The organism is Streptomyces sp. NPDC054975 (assembly GCF_053609105.1).
Genome location: NZ_JBSGWV010000004.1, coordinates 285,690 through 310,672, shown reverse-complemented (window position 1 = coordinate 310,672; position 24,983 = coordinate 285,690). Strand labels below are relative to the sequence as shown.

The following is a 24,983-nucleotide window of genomic DNA, read 5'->3' as shown; positions in this document are numbered from 1 at the left end:
GTCAATCGCGGCCGCTGCCCAGGGCCTTACGGCCTCCGCCGGGCGGCAGCGCCGGCCACTCCTGGGGCGCCGGCTCGACCCGGAGCGCCAGCGCGGGACAGCGGCGTACGGCCCGCTGTGCGCGCCCGCGCAGATGCGTCGGGACGGAAGCGTCGGCGAGCGCCGGATATCCGTCCGGGCCGAGCCGGATCAGCTCCGGCACGATGTCCGCGCACAGTCCGTGCCCCTGGCAGAGCGTCCAGTCCACGGCCAGCTTCTCGCCGCTCGGAATCGACTCCTCCGCGTCCTGGTGGCCGGGCCCCGGGAGCGGAAGCACGCCGACGGTCGGGCGCCCGCAGCCAGAGCCGAGGACATGGGCGGCCAGATCGTCCGTGAAGGCCGAGAGCGTCGAGGCGAGGAAGCGGGCCGAACCGTCCGGATGCTTGCACGCGCCTCGGCCCTTGACCGCCTGGGTGACCGCCCGCAGGGCCTCCAGCGCGGCCGGGCCGCCCCCGTTCAGGAGGTCGGAGAGACCGCCGGCCGCCGCGGGCAGCCCGAGCCGGCAGGGCCCGCACTGGCCGGCCGTCTCCGCCGCCAGCCAGTTCGCGACCCGTAGCGACTCCCCGAGCGGGCAGGTCTCCGGCCCGATCGGCAGGATCGCCCCGGCCCCGAGCGCACCGCCGACGGCCGCCAGGGACGCACGTGAGACGACCGCGTCGTCGACCGCCACCGAGTCGATCCAGTTGCCGTGGTAGCCGCCCGTGAGGACGCCCTGGGGCAGCGGCGGGGCCCCCGCCAGCTGAAGCACGTACCGCAGGGGGACACCCGTGGGGACCTCGACGACCATGGGGCGCGCGACCGCCCCGGACAGCGTCAGCAGGACCGTGCCGGGTTCCGAGTCCAGACCGGTGTGGCGGTAGCGGCGCGGACCTATCCGGGCCGCCACGGCCAGCTGGGCGAACGTCTCGGCGTTGGACAGCAGCGTGGGCGCGCCCCCCACCCCCGACTCCGCCGCCCGCTCCCGCCGGCCGGGCGGCAGGGCGGGGCCGCCGCCCGCCGCGCGGATCACCGCCGAGGCCTCCCCGGAGACCATCCGTTCGGGAGTACGGACGACACGCGCGCGTAGAGCCTGTCCGCGCCGGTCGGAGAGGCCGCGCTCGGCGAGCGCGGCCCGGACGGAGATCTCCGTGGAGTTACGCGTCACGGCCACGATCAGCGTCCGTGCGCCGAGGGCCTCCGCCGCCAGCAGCGCGCCGTCCAGGATCAGGTGCGGGGCGCGGTTGAGCAGCACGGTGTCCTTGCGGCAGGCGGGCTCGCCCTCGCTGCCGTTGATCACGACCACCGGCCGCACCCCACGGCGGATCGCCGCCTGGCCGACCGCCCTGAGCTTGCGCCCGAAGGGAAATCCGGCGCCACCGCGCCCGTGGAGGGACATCTCCTCCGCGAGCCGGGCCAGCTGCTCGCCGCTGAGGGGGTCGAGCGGCCCGTGCACCTTCAGATGCATCTCGAGGCCGAGCCGCTCGACCAGGTCGAAACCCTGGGTGAGCTGGGGCAGGCCGACCACCCGGACCTCGGGGACGTCAGGGAGCGGTGCGTTCACGGGCGGTCTCCTGAGGGCGCGGTCCAGGGCTCACCCGCGGCAGGCGGGGCGGCGTACGTCGACGCCGGGGGAGGAGCGGCGTGCGTGGGCATCGGGGGAGGGGCCGCGTACGTCGGCATCGGGGGCGGGGTGGCGTACGTCGGCATCGGAGGCGAGGGAGCGGGCCAGAAGCCGGGGCGGAGGGGCGGGTCGGGGACGACGGGTATCTCCTCGGTCAGGGGAACGCGCTCGGCGAGCGGGGCGGTGCCGCCGTGGGCGGCGTACGGGGCGGGCTCGGACACGTACGGGGTGGTGGGTTCCGAGGCGTACGGGGAGGGCTCGGATACGTAGGGGGTGGTGGGTTTTGAGGCGTAAGGAGCGGGCTCGGGCGCTGCGCGGGACACCGCGCGGTAGGCGGCCGAGAAACCGGCGGGCACTCCGGGAGTGGGGCGGTCGAGCCACTCGGCGGACACGGTGGCGGGTTCGTCGGGGACGGGCGGGGAGGCCATGCTCGCGGCGCCTTCGGCGCTCTCGTTGCCGCCCGGCTCCGGGGCTCGGGTGCGGCCCTCCAAGGACGCCAGGAGGCCGACGAGCCGGTCCACGAGCGCCCGCTGGGTGGGGACGGGCAGCAGCCGGAGCGAGACGGCCGCCGCGACCGCGGTCAGCGCCAGGCAGTACAGGACGAGGACCCAGGTGGCGGCGGGCCGTCCCGCGTACAGACCGTGGACAAGGGCGAAGCACCAGGCCGGGTACGCCAGCATGTGCAGCGGACGCCAGCGGGCGGCGAACCGGCTCCGGCCTGCCAGGGTGCTGCGCAGGGCTCCGGTGGCGGCCGTGACGACCATGAGGAGCCCGGCGAGAGAGCCGAAGCCGATCAGCGCCGAGGTCCCGGTCACCCCGAGGCCGAAGGGGATCAGCGCGCCGATCGGCTCGACACGGCCGAGGGCGACCTTCACGGTGCCGTGCAGCAGCAGGAAGCCGAGCGCGGTTACCGCTGTGGCGCGATGGATCCCCTGGGCGAGCAGCCGGTGCCGGGTGGAGAGCAGCAGCCGGTCCGTCGCTATCAGACCCCACGCGACGGACGCGGTGAGGGACACCAGCGACAGCACACCGCTGGTGAAGTCGAGGGCGGCCCGGAATCCGTCACTGCCGCCGAGGACGAGCAGGGGAACGATCACCAGTGCCGCGATCGAAATCCCGCCCTGAACCGGCCGGCTCAAACCGGTTCGCAGGACGGGGGAGGAACGGATCTTGCGATGAGGGTTCATGGGTGCGACTCCGAATGGTGCGGATAAGCGGTCCCGTTGCGGCATGCTAAGTCGCTCCATACCGACCGGTAGGTGGTTTGCTCGTTTACGGAGGCACGGGATGAAGAACTGACTTTGGGGTTGCCCCGGATAGGGGCGATACGCGGAGTAACCCGGGCGCCTCGGGCGGCGTCGGCGACGGGTGACCGCCGGGTGGAACGTCGGTGCGGCCTGTGCGGGCCCTGCGGTACCCTGACGCCATGCGTGCCGTACGCCTCCTGCTTAGCGAGCCGCGCTGATCAGTCCCGACGGATGAAAGATCCGGTCGGAATCGGCGCGGCGTCCCCTCCTGTGCGAGGGGATTTTTCATTTCGTGGCAGTGCAGTTCGCGGGCAGTGGGCAGAGACGATCGATGGAGCTTCAAGGATCATGAGCGAGATGAATTCGGCTGCCGAGACGGCGGCCCCGCATCGTTATACGGCGGCCATGGCCGCCGACATCGAGGCACGCTGGCAGGACTTCTGGGACGCCGAGGGAACCTACGAGGCCCCGAACCCCACCGGTGACCTGGCGGGCGACGCGGCCGTCGCCGCCCGCCCCAAGAAGTTCATCATGGACATGTTCCCGTACCCCTCGGGTGCGGGCCTGCACGTCGGTCACCCGCTGGGCTACATCGCCACCGACGTCTTCGCCCGCCACCAGCGCATGACCGGCCACAACGTGCTGCACACCCTGGGCTTCGACGCCTTCGGCCTGCCGGCGGAGCAGTACGCCGTGCAGACGGGCACGCACCCGCGCGTGTCCACCGAGGCCAACATGGAGAACATGAAGGTCCAGCTGCGTCGGCTGGGCCTGGGCCACGACAAGCGCCGGTCGTTCGCCACGATCGACCCGGACTACTACAAGTGGACCCAGTGGATCTTCCTGCAGATCTTCAACTCCTGGTACGACGACGAGGCCAAGAAGGCCCGTCCGATCGCGGAGCTGGTCGAGCAGTTCGAGAACGGCACCCGCGAGGTCCCGGCCACCTCTGACGCCTCCGGCGCCACGCGCGCGTGGAGCGAGCTGAGCGCCGCCGAACGCGCCGACGTGCTGGGCGAGTACCGCCTGGCCTACGCCTCCGACGCGCCGGTCAACTGGTGCCCCGGCCTGGGCACCGTCCTGGCCAACGAGGAGGTCACCGCCGACGGCCGTTCCGAGCGCGGCAACTTCCCCGTCTTCAAGGCCAAGCTGCGCCAGTGGAACATGCGCATCACCGCCTACGCCGACCGGCTGCTGGACGACCTGGACGCGCTGGACTGGCCCGAGGCCATCAAGCTGCAGCAGCGCAACTGGATCGGCCGCTCCGAGGGCGCCCGTGTCGACTTCCAGGTCGGCGACGCCGGTGCGATCACCGTCTTCACCACCCGCCAGGACACCCTGTTCGGCGCCACGTACATGGTCCTGGCCCCGGAGCACGACCTGGTCGAGAAGATCGTCCCGGATGCGTGGCCGGCCGGTACCCACGAGGTGTGGACGGGCGGGCACGCCACGCCGGCCGACGCCGTCGCCGCCTACCGCAAGCAGGCCGCCTCCAAGTCCGACGTCGAGCGGCAGGCCGAGGCCAAGGACAAGACCGGTGTCTTCACCGGCGCGTACGCCACCAACCCGGTCAGCGGCGAGCAGGTCCCGGTCTTCATCGCCGACTACGTCCTGATGGGCTACGGCACCGGCGCGATCATGGCCGTTCCCGCCCACGACACCCGCGACTTCGCCTTCGCGCGCGCCTTCGAGCTGCCGATGCGCTGCGTCGTGCAGCCGAGCGACGAGCGCGGCACCGACCCGTCCACGTGGGACGACGCCTTCGCCTCCTACGAGGCGAAGCTGGTCAACTCGGCGAACGACGAGATCTCCCTGGACGGTCTGGGCGTCGTCGAGGCCAAGGCGAAGATCACCGCCTGGCTGGCCGACCGCGGCATCGGCGAGGGCACCGTCAACTTCCGCCTGCGTGACTGGCTGTTCAGCCGCCAGCGCTACTGGGGCGAGCCCTTCCCGATCGTCTACGACGAGGAGGGCATCGCGCACTCGCTGCCCGAGTCGATGCTGCCGCTGGAGCTGCCCGAGGTCGAGGACTACTCGCCGCGCACCTTCGAGCCGGACGACGCCGACACCCAGCCCGAGACGCCGCTGTCCCGCAACGAGGACTGGGTCAACGTGACCCTGGACCTGGGCGACGGGCCGAAGAAGTACCGCCGCGAGACCAACACCATGCCCAACTGGGCCGGTTCCTGCTGGTACGAGCTGCGCTACCTGGACCCGCACAACTCCGAGAAGCTGGTCGACCCGGCGATCGAGCAGTACTGGATGGGCCCGCGCGAGTCGATGCCCACCGGCGGCGTCGACCTGTACGTCGGCGGTGCCGAGCACGCCGTACTGCACCTGCTGTACGCGCGGTTCTGGTCCAAGGTGCTGTTCGACCTGGGCCACATCTCCTCCGCGGAGCCGTTCCACAAGCTGTACAACCAGGGCATGATCCAGGCCTTCGTCTACCGCGACGCGCGAGGCATCGCCGTGCCGGCCGCCGAGGTCGAGGAGCGCGACGGCGGCTACTGGTACCAGGGCGAGAAGGTCAGCCGCGTCCTGGGCAAGATGGGCAAGTCCCTGAAGAACGCCGTCACGCCGGACGAGATCTGCGCCGAGTTCGGCGCCGACACCCTGCGCCTGTACGAGATGGCCATGGGTCCGCTGGACGTCTCCCGCCCCTGGGACACGCGCGCGGTGGTCGGCCAGTACCGGCTGCTGCAGCGGCTGTGGCGCAACATCGTCGACGAGTCGACGGGCGAGGCGACGGTCGTCGACACCGAGGACGCCGACATCGACGCGGACACGCTGCGCGCCCTGCACAAGGCGATCGACGGTGTCTCGCAGGACATGGCGGCCATGCGCTTCAACACCGCCATCGCCAAGGTCACCGAGCTGAACAACCACCTGACCAAGGTGGGCGGTCCGGTCTCCCGCTCGGTCGCCGAGCGGCTGGTGCTGCTGGTCGCCCCGCTGGCCCCGCACATCGCCGAGGAGCTGTGGCGCAAGCTGGGCCACACCGATTCGGTCGTCCACCAGGACTTCCCCGTGGCCGACCCGGCGTACGTCGTCGACGAGACCGTGACCTGCGTCGTACAGATCAAGGGCAAGGTCAAGGCCCGCCTGGAGGTCTCCCCGACGATCACGGACGCGGAGCTGGAGGCGCTGGCCCTGGGCGATGCGAACGTGGTCGCGGCGCTGGGCGGCGCGCAGATCCGCAAGGTGATCGTGCGGGCGCCGAAGCTGGTCAACATCGTCGCCGGATAGTTTCGGCTGATCCCGGCACCGAGGCATGGGGGGTTTCCCCTACGGGCAGGTTGGGGGTTCCACTGGAACCTCCGGCCTGCCCGTTCCGTTTACCGTGGAGGAACAACAGCCGAGGGACGACGATCCACGCCGGAGGGGCGGACATGGAAGCCGCGATTGTGATCATGGCGCTGCTCTTCTTCGCCTTCGTGGCGCTGGGGGTCTACGCGACCGTGAAGGCGGTCAAGGCCGCGAAACGCGGCGTCGACCGCACGATCCACCAGGCTCGGCGCACCGTCGAGGACACCACGCTGCGCGCGAAGAGCTACGGGCAGATCGGGGTCGGCGGTGAACTGGCCCAGCTGCGGCTCTCCCTGCGCACCTCGATGCGCGCGACGCAGGACGCCCTGCAGGCGGGCGTGGCCGAGGACGCCTCGCTGAAGGAGACCCTCGAACTCTTCCAGCGGCTGAGCGCCCATGGCCGCGAGCTGGACGAGGACCTCAAGCGGCTGGAGCGCGAGCCGGACCGGGCGAGGGTGGCCGCCCAGCTCAAGGACCTGCGGGAGCGCGCGGAGCGGATCACGCACTCGGCGGACTCGCTGCGCTGGGCGGCCAGGGACCGCGCGCGCCGGTTCGCGGAGGACGACCTGACCTCCTTGAGCGCCCAGATCGACCTGGAGGCCGGCGCGCTGCGCCACTGGTCGGGGGCGACCGCCCAGGACCAGGCCTCGGACGACTTCTCCTGGCCCGACGCCGGCGCCCCGGCTCCGGACGTCGAGCGGGGACAGGTGTGGCCCGCCGAGGCGGACGCGCGGGGCACCGGAGGCGGCGTGGACGGCGACGTGAAGGCCGGGCCTGGGCCGGACGCCGAGGCCCCGGACCGGCAGGCGCCGCAGGCCATCACGGCGCGTGACCCGCGCCTGACCACGTACCCGTGGGAGAAGTCCCCGCGGCCCGAGACCTCGAACTGACGTCGTGGAACGCGGGGCCGGGCTGCCGTGGGGCGGCCCTGGCGGGTAACCTCCCGCTCATGTCCCGGCATGTCGCGATCGTCACCGATTCCACGGCCTACCTGCCACCCCAGACGATGGAGCGGCACGGCATCACCGCGGTCCCGCTCACCGTCGTCATCGGCGACAGAGCGCTCGAAGAGGGGACCGAGATCTCGGCCCGCTCGCTGACACAGGCGCTCCAGAAGCGCCGGCCGGTGACCACCTCGCGCCCCGGCCCCGACGTCTTCGCGGCGACCTACCGCGCTGCGGCGGAGGCCGGCGCGACGGGCATCGTCTCGCTGCACCTTTCCGGCGAGTTCTCCGGGACGTACGACGCCGCCGTCGTCGCGGCCAAGGACGCCCCCGTACCGGTCCGGGTGGTCGACACGCGCATGGTGGGGATGGCGCTCGGCTTCTGCGCGTTGGCGGCGGCCGAGGTCGTGGACGCCGGCGGCTCGATCGACGAGGCCGTCGCCGCCGCCGAGAAGCGCGCCGCCGGAACCTCCGCCTTCTTCTACGTCGACACGCTGGAGTATCTCCGCAGGGGAGGCCGGATCGGCGCCGCGCAGGCGCTGCTCGGTTCCGCGCTCGCCGTGAAACCGCTGCTCCAGCTCGACGGCGGACGGATCGAACTGCGCGAGAAGGTACGGACGGCGTCGAAGGCGATCGCCCGCCTGGAGGAGATCGCGGTGGAACGGGCGGGAGCCGGGCCGGTCGACGTCGCCGTGCACCACCTCTCCGCGCCCGAGCGGGCCGCCGTGCTCGCCGACCGCCTGCGGGAACGGCTGCCGGCCATCGAGGAGTTGCACGTCAGCGAGGTGGGCGCGGTGATCGGGGCGCACACGGGACCTGGCCTGCTCGCCGTCGTCGTGTCACCGCGCTGAGGCCTTCATCCCCCGTGTGAGTGACGGGTTTTTCCACAACTGGGCGTCTCTCCACGGAAATAGAGGCGTCTCAGCGGATTCGGACGGATGTGCCTACCGTCCTTTCCATGACTCTTCGCACGCATCTCGCAAGCCGTTCCTCCGGACGTCACTCCACGCGTCCCTCCGCTCGTCCTGCGACCGCGACCGTGGCCGCCCCCTCGGTGAGGAGGGCGGGTGCGTCGAGCGGTCCCGGGCGGGCGCCCGGATCGGACGGGCGCGCCCGCGTCCGAGGGCGGGGTTCGCCTCCCGGGCGGGCTCGGGGGCGGGCCCGCGGACGGCACGCGGTCGCGGTGAACGGCGCGGCGGTACGACGCCGGGGTGAGGCGCTCTTTCCGGCCGCCGCCCGGCCTGCCGCGCCTCCACCGCCGACGGGGGCGACGGACTGGGGAGCCTCGGAGGTGCTCGCGCCCCCTGGTCTTCAGGAGGAGAGGGCGGCTCCTGGGCGGTGGGAGCGGCTGCGGCTGGCGCTTGGTGATCGGCTGCCGGTGTGGGTGCAGTCCCGATGCGGCCTCGAACCGCGCACGCTGGTCGCGCTGGCCGTGGTCCTCGTCGTGGCCGCCGGGTTCGCCGGGCGGTACTTCTGGACGGGAAGGCCCGAGGTGGTCAAGGCGCCGGAGGTCGTGCACGCGGCTCCGCCGCCGGAGACCGACGTGCCTCCCGGTGCCTCGGCGGCCCCGGCACCCGGAGCGCCGCCGCCGGGCGTGGTCGTCGACGTCAGCGGCAAGGTACGACGGCCCGGAGTGCTGACGCTGCCGGCCGGGTCACGGGTCGCGGACGCACTGCGGGCTGCCGGAGGAGCCCGACCGGGGACGGACCTCACCGGACTCAACCGCGCCCGGATCCTGCTCGACGGCGAGCAGGTCGCGGTCGGGGTGACGCCACCGGCCGTCGTGGGCGGCGGCCCGGGAGCGGCTGGGGGAGCGGGCGCGGGAGCCGCCGCGGGTACGCGGGCCGCACCGTTGAGTCTGAACGTGGCGACGGTGGAGCAGCTCGACACCCTGCCTGGTGTGGGGCCGGTCTTGGCCCAGCACATCGTCGACCACCGCACGGAGCACGGCGGCTTTCGCTCGGTGGCCGAGCTGCGCGAGGTCAACGGCATCGGAGAGCGCCGGTTCGCGGACCTCGCGCCGCTGGTCCGGCCATGAACGCGGGCCAGGTGACGGAGGAGTCCGCACCATCGACGGGCGGGTGGTTGCCCGAGGAGGGGCCCGCCGATCTCCGCCTCGTGCCACCCGCGTTGGCGGCCTGGGGAGCGGCGGCGTCGGCCGTGGGAGCCACCGGGTGGTCGGTGTGCACGGGGGTGCTCGTCTGCCTGGTGGGGGCGGCGGCCTTGATGGCGGCGGTTCGCGTGCGGTCCTCGGGGCGGGCGTCGTCCGGTCCAGGGGCGTCCGGGGCTGGACGGCCAGGGGCTGGGTGGTCCGGGGCTGGGTGGTCTGGTTGGTCTGGGTGGGGGCTTCGGGCGACCGCTGGGGCGGCCGTGTTGCTGTGTGCCGCCGCAGGTGCCGCTTCGGGCGGGTTGCACGCCGCGGACCTGCGGAGGGGGCCGGTGCCCGGGCTCGCTGAGGAGTACGCCCGGGTGGGGGCCGAGGTCACGGTCACCTCCGATCCCCGGCTCACCCGGCCCGGGATCCGGGGCGACAGGACAGCCCCGGTGTCCGTCGTGCTCAACGGCGAGGCGGTTCGGGTCGAGGCGGCGGGCGGAGCCGTGCACCGCACCAGGACACCGGTCATGGTGATCGTTCCGGCCGGGGCGACCCAGGGGGAGTGGTTACGGCTGCTGCCCTCGACCCGGCTGCGGCTCGCCGGACGGCTCGCGCCCCCGATGCGCCCGGGAGACAGGTTCGCGGCGGTGCTGCGCGTCGACGGGGCCGGGCCGCCCCGGATCACCGGGCCGCCGAGCAGCGCGCAGCGCACGGCCGGGAAGCTGCGGGCCGGGCTGCGCCACGCGACGGAGAACCTCGACGGTGACGCGCGGGCGTTGCTGCCCGGGCTTGTCGTCGGCGACACCTCACGGATCGGTCCGGAGCTCAGCGACGCCTTCGAGGCGACGGACCTCACGCACCTCCTTGCCGTGTCGGGTTCCAACCTCACGGTCGTACTGCTCCTGCTGATCGGGCGGCCGGGAGCGGCGCTGAGCGCGGAACGGGGCGGGCTCGCGCCCCGGCTCGGGCTTTCGTTGCGGACCACCGCTCTGATCGGGGGATGCCTGACGCTCGCGTTCGTGATCGTGTGCCGCCCGGACCCGAGCGTGCTGCGGGCGGCGGCCTGCGGCTCGGTCGCCCTGCTCGCCATCGGTACGGGCCGGCGCAGGTCGCTGGTTCCCGCGCTGGCCGGGGCGGTGCTGCTGCTGGTGCTCTACGACCCGTGGCTGGCGCGGAGTTACGGATTCCTGCTCTCTGTCCTCGCCACCGGGGCGCTGCTCACGATCGCGCCGCGTTGGAGCGGCGCGCTGCGGCGGCGTGGGGTGCCGGGCAGGCTCGCCGAGGCGCTGGCGGCGGCCCTGGCGGCCCAGGCGGTGTGCGCGCCCGTGGTGGCGGTCTTCGCCGCGCGGGTGAGCCTGGTCGCGATCCCCAGCAACCTGCTCGCCGAGGCGGCCGTGGCCCCGGCCACGGTCCTGGGGTTCGCCGCGCTCGCGCTGGCCCCGGTCTCGATGCGGGCGGCGGAGCTGGTGGCCGGGGTCGCGGGCTGGCCCGCCGAGTGGATCGCGGGCGTGGCCCGGGCGGGTGCCGCGCTGCCCGGCGCGCAGGCCACCTGGCCCGGGGGCTGGCGGGGCGGGCTGCTCCTTGCCGTGCTCTTCGGGCTTGTGGTGCTCGGGGCGTGGAGACTGCCGTACCGGCGGAGGATCGCGGTGGGCTGTGTCGCCCTGCTGTTCGTCGCGGTGGTGCGACCGGCGCCGCTGACTCGCCTGGTCAGCGGCTGGCCACCACCGGGCTGGGCGTTCGCGATGTGTCAGGTGGGGCAGGGCGACGCGACCGTGCTGGCGGCCGGCGGGGGCACGGCCGTCGTCGTGGACGCGGGGCCCGACCCGGCCCTGGTGGACCGCTGCCTCCACGACCTCGGGGTCAGGCGGATCCCGCTGCTCGTGCTGACGCACTTCCACGCGGACCATGTCACCGGGCTGCCAGGCGTCCTGCGTGGCCGGTCGGTCGGGGCGATCCAGACGACGGGGCTCGAAGAACCCCCGGCGCAGGCGGCGTTCGTGCGGCGCACAGCTCGGGCGGCGGGGGTGCCCGTCGTCAGCGCGGGGCCGGGGGAGCGGAGACGGCTGGGTCAGCTGGAGTGGCAGGTGCTGTGGCCGGCGGGGCGGCCGGGGGTGGTGGGGCCGGAAGAGTCGGGGCCGAACGACGCCAGTGTCACGTTGCTCGTCCGCACGGGGGAGGGGCTGCGCCTGCTGCTCCTGGGAGACCTCGAACCTCCCGCGCAGCGAGGCCTGTTGCGGGCCCATCCCGGGCTCGGTCCGGTGGATGTGCTCAAGGTCGCCCACCACGGCTCCGCCTACCAGGATCCCGGGCTGATACGGGCGGTCCGGCCACGGCTGGCGCTGGTGTCGGCCGGGCGGGACAACCCGTACGGCCACCCCTCGCCGACGACGGTCGAGGCGCTGCGGGCCGGGGGAGCGGAGGTGCTGAGGACGGACCGGGACGGCGCGATCGCGGTGACCGGGGCGGGGCCGGGCCTGGCGGCGGTGCCGAGTGCGTGAAGGAAGCCTTGTAACGACCCGACCCGGAAGGTCGGCGGCGGCGTGCCGTGTTCGTGGCGCTGGTCCTGAACAGGCCTAAGTCCAAGGGCTGATGGATGAGCGCAAGGGAGGAGCGGCAGACTCGGTTCATGACCAACGACACCCAGCAGGCTCCGGATCATGTGACCGTCGAGGCGTACCTGCGACGCATCGGGGCGGTGCGACCGGGCCGCTCCGACGCGGCAGCGCTGCGCGAACTGCATCTGCGGCACCTGAAGGCGGTTCCCTTCGAGAACCTGTCGATCCACCTCGGCGAGGACATCGTCCTGGAGGAGAAGCCACTGCTCGACAAGGTCGTCGGGGAGCGCAGGGGCGGGTTCTGCTACGAGATCAACGGCACGTTCGCCGCCCTCCTCGGGGCGCTCGGCTTCGGAGTCACGCTCCTTCAGGCGCGGGTGTTCGGTGAGGGAGGCCGGCTGGGCATCCCGTACGACCACATGGCGGTGCTCGTGCAGACGGAGGCGGAGGGGCGGTGGCTCGCGGACGTCGGGTTCGGCGAGCACAGCCACTTCCCGCTGGCACTGGACGAGCGAGGGGAGCAGGCCGATCCCGCAGGCACGTTCCGCGTCGTGGAGACCGAGGACGGCGACCTGGACGTGCTGCGGAACGGCAAGCCGCAGTACCGGCTGGAGACGCGGCCGCGCGCGCTCGCCGACTTCGCGGTGGGCGCCTGGTACCACCGCACCTCCCCGGACTCGCACTTCCCGCGTTCTCTCGTCTGCACCCGGCTCACCGACGAGGGGCGGGTCACTCTCAGCGGCCACAAGCTCGTCACGCATGTGAACGGCGAGCGCACCGAGCGGCTGCTCGACGGGGACGAGGAGGTGAAGGCGGCGTACCGGGACCTGTTCGGCATCGAGCTCGCCGAGCTGCCGCCCGTACCGCCGTCTCGGAAGGCCTGACACGCGCATAATTCGGACCCCCGGTAACACCTTGGCCATTTGCCTCGAACGACTCATGGGTGATCGAATGCGTCTTCGTTGCCATAGGAAACCAGTTGCACGGGGGTGCACGGAATGTTCAGTCGTCTCTTCGGCCGGCGCGCGGGCGGAACCACCAGGGGTGGGCCCTTCGCCGGGCTCTCCGTCCCGCCGTCGGCCGGAGTGCTGAGCTGCCGCGTACTCGACCCCGTCAACGAGCCTCTCCGGCAGGCCGAGTTCGTGGTGAGCGACCGCGCGGGCCGGAAGGTCGTGGGCGGGGAGACCGATCCGTACGGCAGCGTGCTGGCGACCGTTCCGGCCGGTGAGTACCGGCTCGCCGTGACGGCCGAGGGCTACACGCCGTACCACGGCGGCGCCACCGTCGCCGAGAGCGCGCATGTGGGCCTCGGGGATGTGATGCTCCAGGTGGCGCCGCAGGCGGACCTCCCCGAGCCGGGCGACTGGGAGATCGACCCCGCGCACTCCCGTGTCGGCTTCACCGTGGGGCACATCGGACTGGCCCGGATCCACGGCCGGTTCAACGGCTTCGCGGGCGCGGTACGGATCGCCGAGCGCATGGAGCACTCGGCGATGCACGTGGTCATCGACGCCGCGTCCATCGACACCGGTGTGCAGATGCGCGACGACCATCTGCGCTCCAGCGACTTCCTGGACGTCGGCCGCCACCCGACGATCGAGTTCTACAGCGAGCGCTTCGTCCACAAGGGCGGCAGCAGGTGGTCGGTGACCGGCGCTCTCACCCTGCACGGCGTCAGCCGTACGGTGGCGCTGGACACGCAGTACCTCGGCCTCGGCAGCGGCCTGGAGGGCGAGACGCGCGGCGCGTGCCGGGCGAGCACGGAGCTGCACCGCGAGGACTTCACACTGACGTGGCAGACGCTGCTGGCGAAGGGGATCGCGGCCGTCGGGTCGAGCATCACGATCGAGCTGGATGTGCAGATCGTCCCGAAGGGGAGGTGACGGGGGCGGGGCTCCTCGGTGGGGGCTCGTGGGGGCACCTTTGGGAGGTTCCTCGCGGGGTCCCCTTCCCCCGTGGTGCTCCTCTACGGGGCTTCCAGCCAGCCCTCGTACTCGGCCGCCAGCTCGTCCAGCGCCGACGAGTCGAGCCGGCCCTCCGGATCCTCGACGACCACCAGCCACTGTGCGTCCTCGGCGTCGTCCTCACCGGCCAGCGCGTCCCGTACGAGCTGGGGCGCCTCGGCGACGCCGAAGCGGGCGGGAAGCTCCTCGGCGACCTCTTCGGCGGCGTCGCGGTCGGGCAGTACCAGTACGTGTCGTTCACTCACCCCGCCATTCTCGGGCATGGGGTGGGTGTCAGTGGGGCGTGGGATGCTGGTTCGCGATGGCCACCAGGAAGAATTCGACCGATGACCTTCTCGCCCCCGTCACGCTCGCCGTGGGCCAGGAGGACCTGCTCCTCGACCGTGCCGTCCAGGAGGTGGTGGCGGCCGCACGGGCCGCCGACGCCGACACGGACGTACGGGACCTCACCTCCGAGCAGCTCCAGCCCGGGACGCTCGCGGAGCTGACGAGCCCGTCACTCTTCGCCGAGCGCAAGGTGCTGGTCGTGCGGAACGCGCAGGACCTGTCCGCGGACACGATCAAGGACATCAAGGCGTACCTCGACGCGCCCATCGAGGAGATCACGCTCGTGCTCCTCCACGCGGGCGGGGCCAAGGGCAAGGGGCTCCTGGACGCGGCGCGGAAGGCGGGCGCGCGGGAGGTGGCCTGCCCGAAGACGACGAAGCCGGCGGAGCGGCTCACGTTCGTGCGGCAGGAATTCCGGGCGCTGGGGCGGTCGGCCACGCCCGAGGCGTGCCAGGCCCTGGTGGACTCGATCGGCAGCGACCTGCGGGAGCTGGCGTCGGCGGTGTCGCAGCTGACGGCGGACGTGGAAGGGACGATCGACGAGGCGGTCGTCGGGCGGTACTACACGGGGCGGGCGGAGGCGTCGTCGTTCAACGTGGCCGACCGGGCGGTGGAGGGGCGGGCTGCGGAGGCGCTGGAGGCCCTGCGCTGGTCGCTCTCGACCGGCGTCCCGCCGGTCCTGATCACCAGCGCCCTGGCGCAGGGCGTCCGGGCGATCGGCAAGCTGTCGTCGGCGCGGGGCGGGCGGCCGGCGGACTTGGCGCGGGAGCTGGGGATGCCGCCGTGGAAGATCGACCGGGTGCGGCAGCAGATGCGGGGCTGGACGCCGGACGGCGTGTCGCTGGCGCTGCGCGCGGTGGCGGAGGCGGACGCGGGCGTGAAGGGCGGGGGGGACGACCCGGAGTACGCGCTGGAGAAGGCGGTGGTCGCGGTGGCGAGGGCGGCGAGGTTGCGGCGGTAGGGCGGTGAGGGCGCCCGGCGCCGGTTGCGGGGCGAGGGTGTCCCCGTGGGTGCCTGCCCGCCCCGGCGGGTAGCGGCGGCTGCGCGCCGCGTCGGGCTGAGACCTCAGCCCTGGTGTGCGGCAACTTCGCGACGCCTTCTGGTTCGGGGACGGCGAAGGCCCCGGCGCTCCTGGGGAAGGAGGGCCGGGGCCTTCGGCGTGTGGATGGTGGGCTCGTGCACGCGTGGCGAACGCGTGTCGCGCACGAGTCCGGGGTGCCGGGTGGGAGCGGGAGAGAGGGCCCGCTGGGTCCCGTCCGGCGTTACATCAGAGGGGCTCAGCCCTGCAGAGCGGCAACCTTGGTGGCCAGCGCCGACTTCTTGTTGGCGGCGGCGTTCTTGTGGATGACACCCTTCGAGACAGCCTTGTCGAGCGCGCGGGAGGCGGCGCGAGAAGCCACGACGGCCTTCTCGACGTCACCCGCGGCGACGGCCTCGCGGGCCTTGCGGATCGCGGTCTTGAGCGAGGACTTGACGGCCTTGTTGCGCAGGCGCGCCTTCTCGTTCGTCTTGTTCCGCTTGATCTGGGACTTGATGTTCGCCACGAAAAGAGCCTTTTCAGGTTCGGTGTTGTTTCTGAGGTGTGCCCCATCGCTGAGAGGGCGTACGAGACACAGCTGTCCACGTTATCAGGGCACGTAACCTCTGCCCAAACCGAGCGGAGTCTCCCACTCGTGGGACCATGGAGCCTACGTATCCAACCGACCATCGCCCCGAGACGAGATCTTGCGTGCCCGCGACTCCTACCCACGTGCCTGAGCCGAGCCGTACCGACCCGGCGCTGATCCGTAACTTCTGCATCATCGCGCACATCGACCACGGCAAGTCCACACTCGCCGACCGGATGCTCCAGCTGACCGGTGTGGTCGACCAGCGGCAGATGCGCGCCCAGTACCTCGACCGGATGGACATCGAGCGCGAGCGCGGCATCACGATCAAGTCCCAGGCGGTGCGTCTTCCCTGGGCGCCCACCGAGGGCGAGGGCCAGGGGAAGACCCACATCCTCAACATGATCGACACCCCCGGGCACGTCGACTTCACCTACGAGGTCTCGCGGTCCCTGGCGGCCTGCGAGGGCACGATCCTGCTCGTCGACGCGGCCCAGGGCATCGAGGCGCAGACCCTCGCGAACCTGTACCTCGCGATGGAGAACGACCTCACCATCGTTCCCGTACTGAACAAGATCGACCTGCCCGCCGCGCAGCCGGAGAAGTTCTCCGAGGAGCTCGCCAACCTCATCGGCTGCCAGCCCGAGGACGTGCTCAAGGTCTCCGCCAAGACCGGTCTCGGCGTCGAGGCGCTGCTGGACCGCGTCGTGGCGAACGTGCCGGCGCCCGTCGGTGTCGCCGACGCGCCCGCCCGCGCGATGATCTTCGACTCCGTCTACGACTCCTACCGCGGTGTCGTCACGTACGTCCGAGTCGTCGACGGTCAGCTCAACAAGCGTGAGCGCATCAAGATGATGTCGACCGGCGCCACCCACGAGCTCCTCGAGATCGGCGTCTCGTCTCCGGAGATGACGCCGTCCGACGGTCTCGGCGTCGGCGAGGTCGGCTACCTCATCACCGGTGTGAAGGACGTCCGCCAGTCCAAGGTCGGTGACACGATCACCTCCCTGGCCAAGGGAGCCACAGAGGCGCTCGGCGGCTACAAGGACCCCAAGCCGATGGTGTTCTCGGGGCTCTACCCGCTGGACGGCTCGGAGTACCCGGACCTCCGCGACGCCCTCGACAAGCTGCAGCTCAACGACGCCGCGCTCGTCTACGAGCCGGAGACCTCCGCCGCCCTCGGCTTCGGCTTCCGCGTCGGCTTCCTCGGCCTGCTCCACCTCGACGTGATCCGCGAGCGGCTCGAGCGCGAGTTCGGGCTCGACCTGATCGCCACCGCCCCGAACGTGGTCTACCGGGTCGTGATGGAGGACGGCAGCGAGCACACCGTCACGAACCCGAGCGAGTTCCCCGAGGGCAAGATCAACGACGTGTTCGAGCCCGTCGTGCGCGCCACGATCCTCGCCCCCAGCGAGTTCATCGGCGCGATCATGGAGCTCTGCCAGACCCGTCGCGGCACCCTCCTCGGCATGGACTACCTCTCCGAGGACCGCGTCGAGATCCGCTACACCCTCCCCCTCGCCGAGATCGTCTTCGACTTCTTCGACCAGCTGAAGTCCAAGACGCGGGGTTACGCGTCCCTGGACTACGAGCCCACCGGCGAGCAGGCCTCCAGCCTGGTCAAGGTCGACATCCTGCTGCACGGCGACAAGGTCGACGCCTTCTCGGCCGTCACCCACAAGGACGCCGCCTACGCGTACGGTGTGCGGCTCGTCGCCAAGCTGCGCGAGCTCATCCCGCGCCAGGCCTTCGAGGTGCCGATCCAGGCCGCCATCGGCTCCCGGGTCATCGCCCGCGAGACCATCCGCGCCATCCGCAAGGACGTCCTCGCCAAGTGCTACGGCGGTGACATCTCCCGTAAGCGGAAGCTGCTGGAGAAGCAGAAGGAAGGCAAGAAGCGGATGAAGATGGTCGGCTCCGTGGAGGTCCCGCAGGAGGCCTTCATCGCCGTCCTGTCGAGCGACGAGTCCAGCGGCAAGGGGAAGAAGTAGGCGGAAGGAGTCGTTTCCGCCACCCCCGGCTGTCCGCCGTTCAGCCGAAACGGTTAGCTGACAGATACATCGAACGGGTCCCCGCACGGACAGTGCGGGGACCCGTTCGGCGTTCGTTCTGTTATCAACCGGGTATGAAGAGGCGGCCCGCAGCCTCTTACGCGCCGGTCCCCGGCGCCTTACTCTGATCGCGGCTCGAAGGTTACTCGCGAGTTAGTACGCACGAACCGCGTACTCAGGTACTGCAGGAACGCACCGCCAGAACGCACCGCCGCCGCCCGGAGGACGTCGTGAGCGACACACAGACCCAGATCGAGAACCGGCCGCCCTCGGTGGCGAATCTTTTCCTTGAGCGCGTGGCGCAGACTCCGGACGCGGAGGCCTACCGCTACCCGGTCCCCGCGGCCGACGGCCAGGGCCCGGACGAGTGGAAGTCGCTCAGCTGGGGGCAGGCCGCCGAGCGGGTCTACGCGATCGCGGCGGGGCTGATGGATCTGGGCGTCCAGCCGGAGGAGCGGGTCGCCCTGGCCTCCTCCACCCGGGTCGAGTGGATCCTCGCCGACCTCGGCGTGATGTGCGCGGGCGCCGCCGTCACCACCATCTATCCGCAGACCAACGCCGAGGAGTCGGCGTTCATCCTCTCCGACTCCGAGTCCAAGGTCCTGATCGCGGAGAACGCGGCGCAGGTCGTCAAGGCCCGCGAGACGCGCGCCGACCTGCCCGAGCTCCACCACGTCGTCGTCATCGACCCGACGGGCGTCGAGAGCGACGACTGGGTCCTCTCCCTCGCGGAGCTGGAGGCGCGCGGCAAGGCGTACCTGGAGAAGCACGCCGACGCCGTCAAGGAGCGCGTCTCGGCCATCACCGCCGGACAGCTCGCCACCCTCATCTACACCTCGGGCACCACCGGCCGCCCCAAGGGCGTCCGCCTCCCGCACGACAACTGGTCGTACATGGCCAAGGCCATCGCCGCGACCGGTCTGATCACCCAGGACGACGTCCAGTACCTCTGGCTGCCGCTCGCGCACGTCTTCGGCAAGGTGCTCACCTCCGGCCAGATCGAGGTCGGCCACGTCTCCGCCGTCGACGGCCGCATCGACAAGATCATCGTGAACCTGCCGGTGGTCCAGCCGACCTACATGGCCGCGGTGCCCCGCATCTTCGAGAAGGTCTACAACGGCGTCGCCGCCAAGGCGCGCGAGGGCGGCGCCGCCAAGTACAAGATCTTCCAGTGGGCGGCCGGCGTGGCCCGGGAGTACGCCAAGGTCACCCAGGACAACTTCCGCCGCACCGGCACCGCCTCCGCGCCCTTCGGCCTGGAGGTCAAGCACAAGGTCGCCGACGCGCTGGTCTACAAGAAGCTCCGCGAGGCCTTCGGCGGCCGGCTGCGCGCCGCCGTCTCCGGCTCCGTCGCTCTGGCCCCCGAGATCGGCTACTTCTTCGCCGGCGCGGGCATCCACATCCTGGAGGGCTACGGCCTGACGGAGTCCAGCGCCGCGTCCTTCGTCAACCCGGGCGAGGCCTACCGCACCGGCACCGTCGGCAAGCCGCTGCCCGGCACCGAGGTCCGGATCGCCGACGACGGCGAGATCCTGCTGCGCAGCCCCGGCATCATGGAGGGCTACCACGGCCTGCCCGAGAAGACGGCCGAGGTCCTGGAGGCGGACGGCTGGTTCCACACCGGCGACATCGGCGAGCTGTCCGCCGACGGCTATCTGCGGATCACCGACCGCAAGAAGGACCTGTTCAAGACCTCCGGCGGCAAGTACATCGCGCCGACCGAGATCGAGGGCCAGTTCAAGGCCGTCTGCCCGTTCGTCTCCAACATCGTCGTCCTGGGCGCCGACCGGAACTACTGCTCCGCGCTCATCGCCCTCGACGAGCCCGCCATCCTCGGCTGGGCGGCCGACCACGACCTCGCCGGCAAGCCGTACGCCGAGGTCGTCGCCGCCCCGCAGACCCAGGAGATGGTCCAGGGGTACGTCGACCGGCTGAACGAGGGCGTCCAGCGCTGGCAGACGATCAAGAAGTTCCGGCTGCTGCCGAGGGACCTGGACGTCGAGCACGGCGAGCTGACGCCGTCGCTGAAGATGAAGCGGCCGGTGGTGGAGCGGACGTACAAGGACCTGATCGAGGAGATGTACGCCGGGGCGCGGGAGGCCTGATCCTCGGCCCGCCACCTGGGTTTTCCACAGGCCGGAGGGTTACCTCGGGCAGTACGGGACAATGGGCTCATGCCTTCCGTACTGCCCGATGGTGAGCCCATGCCCGAAGACGGGGCGCTGCCCGCGCACGCCCTGGAAGGGGCCGGGGAGCGGCCGCTCGGGTTCTATCTGCACGTGCCGTACTGCGCCACGCGGTGCGGCTACTGCGACTTCAACACGTACACCGCGAGCGAGCTGCGCGGTGCCGGAGGCGTGCTCGCCTCCCGGGACAACTACGCGGGGCAGGTCGTCGAGGAGATACGCCTCGCCCGGAAGGTGCTCGGTGACGACCCGCGCCCGGTGCGGACGGTCTTCGTCGGCGGCGGTACGCCGACGCTGCTCGCCGCCGGGGATCTCGTACGGATGCTGGGGGCGATCCGGGACGAGTTCGGGCTCGCGGACGACGCCGAGGTGACGACGGAGGCGAACCCGGAGTCCGTGGACCCGGCGTACCTGGAGGAGCTGCGGGCCGGTGGCTTCAACCGGGTCTCCTTCGGCATGCAGAGCGCCCGGCAGCACGTCCTGAAGGTCCTCGACCGGACGCACACCCCCGGGCGGCCCGAGGCGTGTGTCGCGGAGGCGCGGGCGGCGGGCTTCGACCACGTCAACCTGGACCTGATCTACGGGACGCCCGGGGAGTCCGACGACGACTGGCGGGCCTCGCTGGAGGCCGCGATCGGGGCGGGCCCCGACCATGTCAGCGCGTACGCGCTGATCGTGGAGGAGGGGACGCAGCTGGCGCGGCGGATCCGGCGCGGCGAGGTGCCGATGACGGACGACGACGTGCACGCGGACCGGTATCTGATCGCCGACTCCGTCTTCGCGGAGGCCGGCTTCGAGTGGTACGAGGTGTCGAACTGGGCCACGTCCGAGGCCGGGCGGTGCCTGCACAACGAGCTGTACTGGCGCGGCGCGGACTGGTGGGGCGCGGGGCCGGGGGCGCACTCGCACGTGGGCGGTGTGCGGTGGTGGAACGTGAAGCACCCGGGCGCGTACGCGGCGGCGCTCGGCGCCGGCAGGTCGCCGGGTGCCGGGCGCGAGGTGCTCTCGGCGGAGGACCGGCGCGTGGAGCGGGTGCTCCTTGAGCTCCGGCTCCGGGAGGGCGTGGAGCTGGAGCTGCTGCGTCCCGCCGGACTGGCCGCCTCGCGCAAGGCGCTGGCGGACGGGCTGCTCGACTCCGCGGCGTACGGGGAGGGGCGGGCGGTCCTGACCCTCCGCGGGCGCCTGCTGGCGGACGCGGTCGTCCGGGACCTGGTGGACTAGGACCTCTGAGCCCTTGAGGGCGCAGTCCTCGAGCGGGACCGCTTCGAGCGGTGCCGGTCGTCTCCCGCCGATCTACCAGTCGTCGTCCGTTTCGGAGTCCGAGTCCGAGACATGGCCCGCCCGGCGGCGAAGGGCCTTGGCCAGTTCTTCGGGGATCTCCGGCAAGGGTGCCTGCCGGTCGCCCGAAGAGGGCCACTCGCTGCCGTCGACACGGTGGATCGCGTCCCGCAGTTCGTAGGGGACCGCTGATCGGAATTCGAAGAGGGCGCCCTGCTTGCCGCCGATCTTGGGAGTGCGCTGATCATGACCGGCGAGCGACTGCTTCGTGATGATGTGAGCCTTCGCCGCGTTCCACACGGCTTCGGAAATGCCCGGCGGTACGTACTGCCTGATCGCCTGCTGGACCGCCGCCCGGTCGCCCGCGGCGAGAATGTTCAGCATGTCCCAGGGCGGTGTCCTGGGCAGGACGCCCCAACTGTTCTTGACGGGCGAGTCGAACAGGTTGTTCCGGTAGACCTCCGGCGCCAAGCCGTCCATGTACAGCTTGTTGCGCTCGACCAGCTCCGCCAGATGGGTCATCGCGGAAACGATGTAGGAATAGACCCGCTGGGCCTTCTCGGGTTCCCCGAGCTCGGCGGTGAGCGGGCCGCCCGCGTCGCTCCTGTACCAGCGGGCGCCTGTGGCGACCAGCTTGGCCATCTCGGTGTCGGTCCCCACGTCCTCCGCCGCAATGCCCAGGGTCACCTGGTCGCTGCTGCCGCTGACCCCGCCCCTGTCGAAGGTGGCGTGCACCTTGTGGTCCGCGATGTTGACCTTGAGCTCGAACTCGCCTTCCTCACCGAACTTCTCCGCCACGAGCGCGCCGCCTCCCGGCTCCCGCGCGAGGGCGTTGAACCTTTCCACCGCATGCCGGAACGCCCGCTGCCGCAGGCCCCAGGCCGCCGCGTTCTCGTACTCGGCCGGCGTGGCCTTCATCTCCAGCGTGTAGTCGAAGAAGCCCGCCGCCCCGAACGCCTCCTGCCCCCCGATGTCCGTGGTGATCTCCAGCAGGAGTTCCTTGCCGTGCCAGATCTCGGCGATCTGGGAGCTCGCGTTCTTCTTCTTGGCCATCCTGACGCCGCTGAGTTCCTGCTCCGTACCCACCGAGGCGCTGTCGAACTCGGACCGGTAGTCGGCCGCTGCCCGCTGGACCGGCGCGGCGCCCGGCACCGAGGCGGACACGGACGGTTCAGGGTGGGCAGAGGCGCCCTCGCTCACGTGCGCGGGAGGCCGGGAAAGGACCCGGGTCGCGTTGGCTTCCGCTTCGCGTTCGAACCGGTCCGACGGGTCGGAGACCCTGAGTCCGGAACCGTTGTCGGTGCCGCTGACGGGCCCCTGCCGCTGCTGAATGACGTGGGTGAGTTCATGGGCGAGGGTGTGCCGGTCGTTGCCGCCGGCGCCGATGACGACGTGGCTGCCGGAGGTGTAGGCGCGGGCGCCCACTTCGTCGGCGGAGGCCCTGGCCGCGGCGTTGTCGTGGATGCGTACGTCGGAGAAGTCCGCGCCGAGGCGGGACTCCATGTCGGTGCGGGTGGCGTCGTCCAGCGGCCGACCACCGGAGCGCAGGACGTCGTGGACGGCCGACCGCTGCACGGCCGGCTGCTCGGCCCCGTGGCCGCACCCTGCCCCGTGCCGGTGCCCTTCCTGGTCCGTGACGTGATCTGCGGCGTTGCCCGTGACGTGGCCCGCCTGGCGCAGCATCTGGACGACCGCGGCGTTCCCGGCCGTGCGCTGCAGGGCGAGGAGGCCCTGGCCCTGCACGCGCGATTCCGCCGCGGGGACGTGGGCTTGCGCGGGCGACGCGGCCGCCGGCGTGCGGGCCGTTACGCGGCCGTTCTCGGCCGTGGCGGTTGTGGCGTTGTCTCGGTCGTGCAAGAGAATGCCTCCCCGGGCAGGAATCCAACTCCCCCTGTCTACGCGGTGGCCGGCCACCCTGACCAGGTACGGAAGGGCAGCGTGGCAGGGGCAAGGGGGCAGAACACGCTGCCGTACGCGGCGGCGTGCCCGGAGGACGTCGCCCGCGACACGCTCTAGGGCGCTGTCACGAAGTCGATCAGTTCTTCCACCCGGCCCAGGAGGGACGGTTCCAGGTCCTTGTACGTGTGGACCTTCGACAGGATGTGCTGCCAGGCCGCGCCGGTGTTCTCCGGCCAGCCGAGGGCCCGGCAGACGCCCGTCTTCCAGTCCTGGCCGTGAGGGACCGACGGCCAGGCCGGAATGCCTACCGACGCCGGCTTCACCGCCTCCCAGACATCGATGTACGGGTGGCCGACGATCAGGACGTCGGGGGAGGAGACCTGCGCCGCGATCCGTGACTCCTTCGAGCCCGGGACCAGGTGGTCGACCAGGATGCCCAGGCGCGCGTCCGCCGCCGGAGCGAAGTCCGCGACGATCGCCGGGAGGTCGTCGATGCCCTCCAGGTACTCCACCACGACGCCCTCGATGCGCAGGTCGTCGCCCCAGACCCGTTCCACCAGCTCGGCGTCGTGCCGGCCCTCCACGTAGATCCGGCCCGCCCGCGCCACCCGCGCCCGCGCGCCCGGGACCGCGACCGAGCCCGAGGCCGTGCGCGTCGGCCGCGCCGGCCCGGTCGACGGGCGCACGAGCGTCACCACCTTGCCCTCCAGCAGGAAGCCCCTCGGTTCCATCGGGAACACCCGGTGCTTGCCGAAGCGGTCCTCCAGCGTCACCGTGCCCGCCTCGCAGCGGATCACCGCCCCGCAGAAGCCCGTCGACACCTCCTCCACCACGAGGTCCACCTCCGCCGGCACCTCCGGCACCGGGGCGGATCGCTTCCAAGGGGGCGTCAGGTCGGGGTTGTAGCTACGCATGGGCTCGATTCCATCCGGGGCCGGGCGTGGTGGTTCCGCTGGGGGTCCGGGGGTCGCCCCCCGGGTAACGCAATCAAGGGGGCGTCAGGTCCGGGTTGTGGCTGCGCATTTGGGGGACGTTATGCGACGGAGAAGCGGCGTGCCAGTTCCGCGCGTTGGCGTCGTACGTACGCAGCGTCCACCACCGCCCCGTGGCCCGGGACGTACAGCGCGTCCTCCCCGCCCAGGGCCAGCAGCCGGTCCAGCGCGTCCGGCCAGCGGGACGGGATCGCGTCCGGGCCGGCCTGCGGTTCCCCCGACTCCTCCACCAGGTCGCCGCAGAAGACCACCTCCCGCCCGTCCGGCACCAGCAGCACCAGGTCATGGGCCGTGTGGCCCGGGCCCACGTTCGCGAGCAGTACCTGCCGGCCGCCCAGGTCCAGCGTCCACTCCCCGGAGACCACGTGCCGCGGCGCCACCAGGACGTCCGCCGCCTCGGCCGCCTCCGTCGCGGCGACCCCCTGCCGTACCGCGTCCGCCCGCAGCGCGTCCCTCTCCCGCCGCAGCAGCTCCGGCACGCCCACGGCCCCGTACACCTCCGCCTCCGCGAACGCCGCCGTGCCCAGCACATGATCGAAGTGCGGGTGGCTCAGTGCGATGTGCGTCACTCTTCGTCCGCCCGTCAGCGCCTCCACCTGAGCGCGCAGCTCCCTCCCCTCCCGGAGCGTGGAGCCCGTGTCGTACAGCAGTACCGCCCGTTCCCCCACCACCAGGCCCACCGTGGCGTCCCAGACCGGCAGCCGGCGCCGGCCCACTCCGTCCGCGAGCCGCTCCCAGCCGAACTCTTCCCAAGCGAAGTCCATACCCCGACGCTAGCGGCTACCACCCCGCCTCCTTGCCAGGAGCGATGCCCGCCGCCGTACACTGGCCGGGGGATTCCTGGCACTCGGACAGGGCGAGTGCCAAAGGGGAGCAACCGATACGACAGCTGG

18 protein-coding genes are annotated in these 24,983 nt (G+C 71.9%); 11 read left to right on the top strand and 7 right to left on the bottom strand.

Translation table 11 applies throughout. The features are described 5' to 3' along the window. Position 1: 1 nt before the first annotated feature. Both ACWF79_RS07905 and ACWF79_RS07900 read right to left on the bottom strand, forming a co-directional pair. Entirely contained in the window at positions 2-1,579 is a 1,578-nt protein-coding gene (locus tag ACWF79_RS07905; RefSeq protein WP_453727173.1) for an NADH-ubiquinone oxidoreductase-F iron-sulfur binding region domain-containing protein, read from the bottom strand. After that, positions 1,576-2,826, bottom strand: a complete 1,251-nt coding sequence (locus ACWF79_RS07900) for a hypothetical protein (RefSeq protein WP_453727172.1) — start codon at positions 2,824-2,826, stop codon at positions 1,576-1,578. Before ACWF79_RS07900 ends, ACWF79_RS07905 begins: the two co-directional genes overlap by 4 nt. Positions 2,827-3,234: 408 nt before the next feature. On the opposite strand from ACWF79_RS07900, the gene leuS reads away from it, so the two are divergent. The 7 genes from leuS to ACWF79_RS07865 all read left to right on the top strand — a co-directional run bounded on the left by leuS (position 3,235) and on the right by ACWF79_RS07865 (position 13,669). After that, on the top strand, positions 3,235-6,132 hold the full coding sequence (gene leuS, locus ACWF79_RS07895; protein ID WP_453727171.1) for a leucine--tRNA ligase: 2,898 nt from the start codon (positions 3,235-3,237) through the stop codon (positions 6,130-6,132). A gap of 143 nt (positions 6,133-6,275) precedes the next feature. After that, complete coding sequence (locus tag ACWF79_RS07890) at positions 6,276-7,082, top strand: hypothetical protein (protein WP_453727170.1); 807 nt, start codon at positions 6,276-6,278, stop codon at positions 7,080-7,082. A 59-nt stretch (positions 7,083-7,141) separates the two neighbouring features. After that, the gene (locus ACWF79_RS07885; protein WP_453727169.1) at positions 7,142-7,987 is read left to right on the top strand and encodes a DegV family protein; all 846 of its coding nucleotides are present in this window, start codon (positions 7,142-7,144) and stop codon (positions 7,985-7,987) included. A 440-nt stretch (positions 7,988-8,427) separates the two neighbouring features. Then, positions 8,428-9,174, top strand: coding sequence for a helix-hairpin-helix domain-containing protein (locus ACWF79_RS07880; protein ID WP_453727168.1), 747 nt, complete (start codon positions 8,428-8,430; stop codon positions 9,172-9,174). Then, entirely contained in the window at positions 9,171-11,729 is a 2,559-nt protein-coding gene (locus ACWF79_RS07875) for a ComEC/Rec2 family competence protein (RefSeq protein WP_453727167.1), read from the top strand. The genes ACWF79_RS07880 and ACWF79_RS07875 overlap by 4 nt, the downstream gene beginning before the upstream one ends. Positions 11,730-11,857: 128 nt before the next feature. Then, positions 11,858-12,670: an arylamine N-acetyltransferase family protein gene (locus ACWF79_RS07870; protein ID WP_453727166.1), complete on the top strand. Its 813-nt coding sequence runs from the start codon at positions 11,858-11,860 to the stop codon at positions 12,668-12,670. Between the two features lie 114 nt (positions 12,671-12,784). Beyond that, positions 12,785-13,669 (top strand): YceI family protein, encoded by an 885-nt coding sequence (locus ACWF79_RS07865; protein WP_453727165.1) that lies wholly within the window; start codon positions 12,785-12,787, stop codon positions 13,667-13,669. Between the two features lie 83 nt (positions 13,670-13,752). Here ACWF79_RS07865 and ACWF79_RS07860 read toward each other — a convergent pair whose 3' ends face one another. After that, positions 13,753-14,013, bottom strand: a complete 261-nt coding sequence (locus tag ACWF79_RS07860; RefSeq protein ID WP_453727164.1) for a hypothetical protein — start codon at positions 14,011-14,013, stop codon at positions 13,753-13,755. A gap of 38 nt (positions 14,014-14,051) precedes the next feature. Here ACWF79_RS07860 and holA point away from each other — a divergent pair, with 38 nt between their 5' ends. Further along, complete coding sequence (holA, locus tag ACWF79_RS07855) at positions 14,052-15,038, top strand: DNA polymerase III subunit delta (RefSeq protein WP_453727163.1); 987 nt, start codon at positions 14,052-14,054, stop codon at positions 15,036-15,038. A 316-nt stretch (positions 15,039-15,354) separates the two neighbouring features. Here the strand turns inward: holA and rpsT are convergent, their stop codons facing one another. Then, positions 15,355-15,621, bottom strand: a complete 267-nt coding sequence (rpsT, locus tag ACWF79_RS07850) for a 30S ribosomal protein S20 (protein WP_137989361.1) — start codon at positions 15,619-15,621, stop codon at positions 15,355-15,357. 185 nt (positions 15,622-15,806) lie between these two features. Between rpsT and lepA the strand changes: the two genes are divergently transcribed. From lepA to hemW, 3 genes are all read left to right on the top strand, one after another. Further along, on the top strand, positions 15,807-17,675 hold the full coding sequence (gene lepA, locus ACWF79_RS07845; protein WP_453727162.1) for a translation elongation factor 4: 1,869 nt from the start codon (positions 15,807-15,809) through the stop codon (positions 17,673-17,675). Positions 17,676-17,965: 290 nt separating this feature from the next. Then, positions 17,966-19,840 carry an AMP-dependent synthetase/ligase gene (locus ACWF79_RS07840; protein WP_453727161.1) on the top strand — a complete coding sequence of 625 codons (1,875 nt, stop codon included), beginning with the start codon at positions 17,966-17,968 and terminating at the stop codon, positions 19,838-19,840. Positions 19,841-19,909: 69 nt separating this feature from the next. Then, a complete protein-coding gene (hemW, locus tag ACWF79_RS07835) occupies positions 19,910-21,142 on the top strand; it encodes a radical SAM family heme chaperone HemW (protein WP_453727160.1) in 1,233 nt (410 codons plus the stop codon). Between the two features lie 72 nt (positions 21,143-21,214). Here hemW and ACWF79_RS07830 read toward each other — a convergent pair whose 3' ends face one another. The 3 genes from ACWF79_RS07830 to ACWF79_RS07820 all read right to left on the bottom strand — a co-directional run bounded on the left by ACWF79_RS07830 (position 21,215) and on the right by ACWF79_RS07820 (position 24,854). Then, positions 21,215-23,056 (bottom strand): eCIS core domain-containing protein, encoded by a 1,842-nt coding sequence (locus ACWF79_RS07830; RefSeq protein ID WP_453727159.1) that lies wholly within the window; start codon positions 23,054-23,056, stop codon positions 21,215-21,217. Between the two features lie 155 nt (positions 23,057-23,211). Next, positions 23,212-24,012 carry a DUF3097 domain-containing protein gene (locus tag ACWF79_RS07825; protein ID WP_453727158.1) on the bottom strand — a complete coding sequence of 267 codons (801 nt, stop codon included), beginning with the start codon at positions 24,010-24,012 and terminating at the stop codon, positions 23,212-23,214. 119 nt (positions 24,013-24,131) lie between these two features. Then, a complete protein-coding gene (locus tag ACWF79_RS07820; RefSeq protein WP_453727157.1) occupies positions 24,132-24,854 on the bottom strand; it encodes an MBL fold metallo-hydrolase in 723 nt (240 codons plus the stop codon). Between the last annotated feature and the right edge of the window lie 129 nt (positions 24,855-24,983).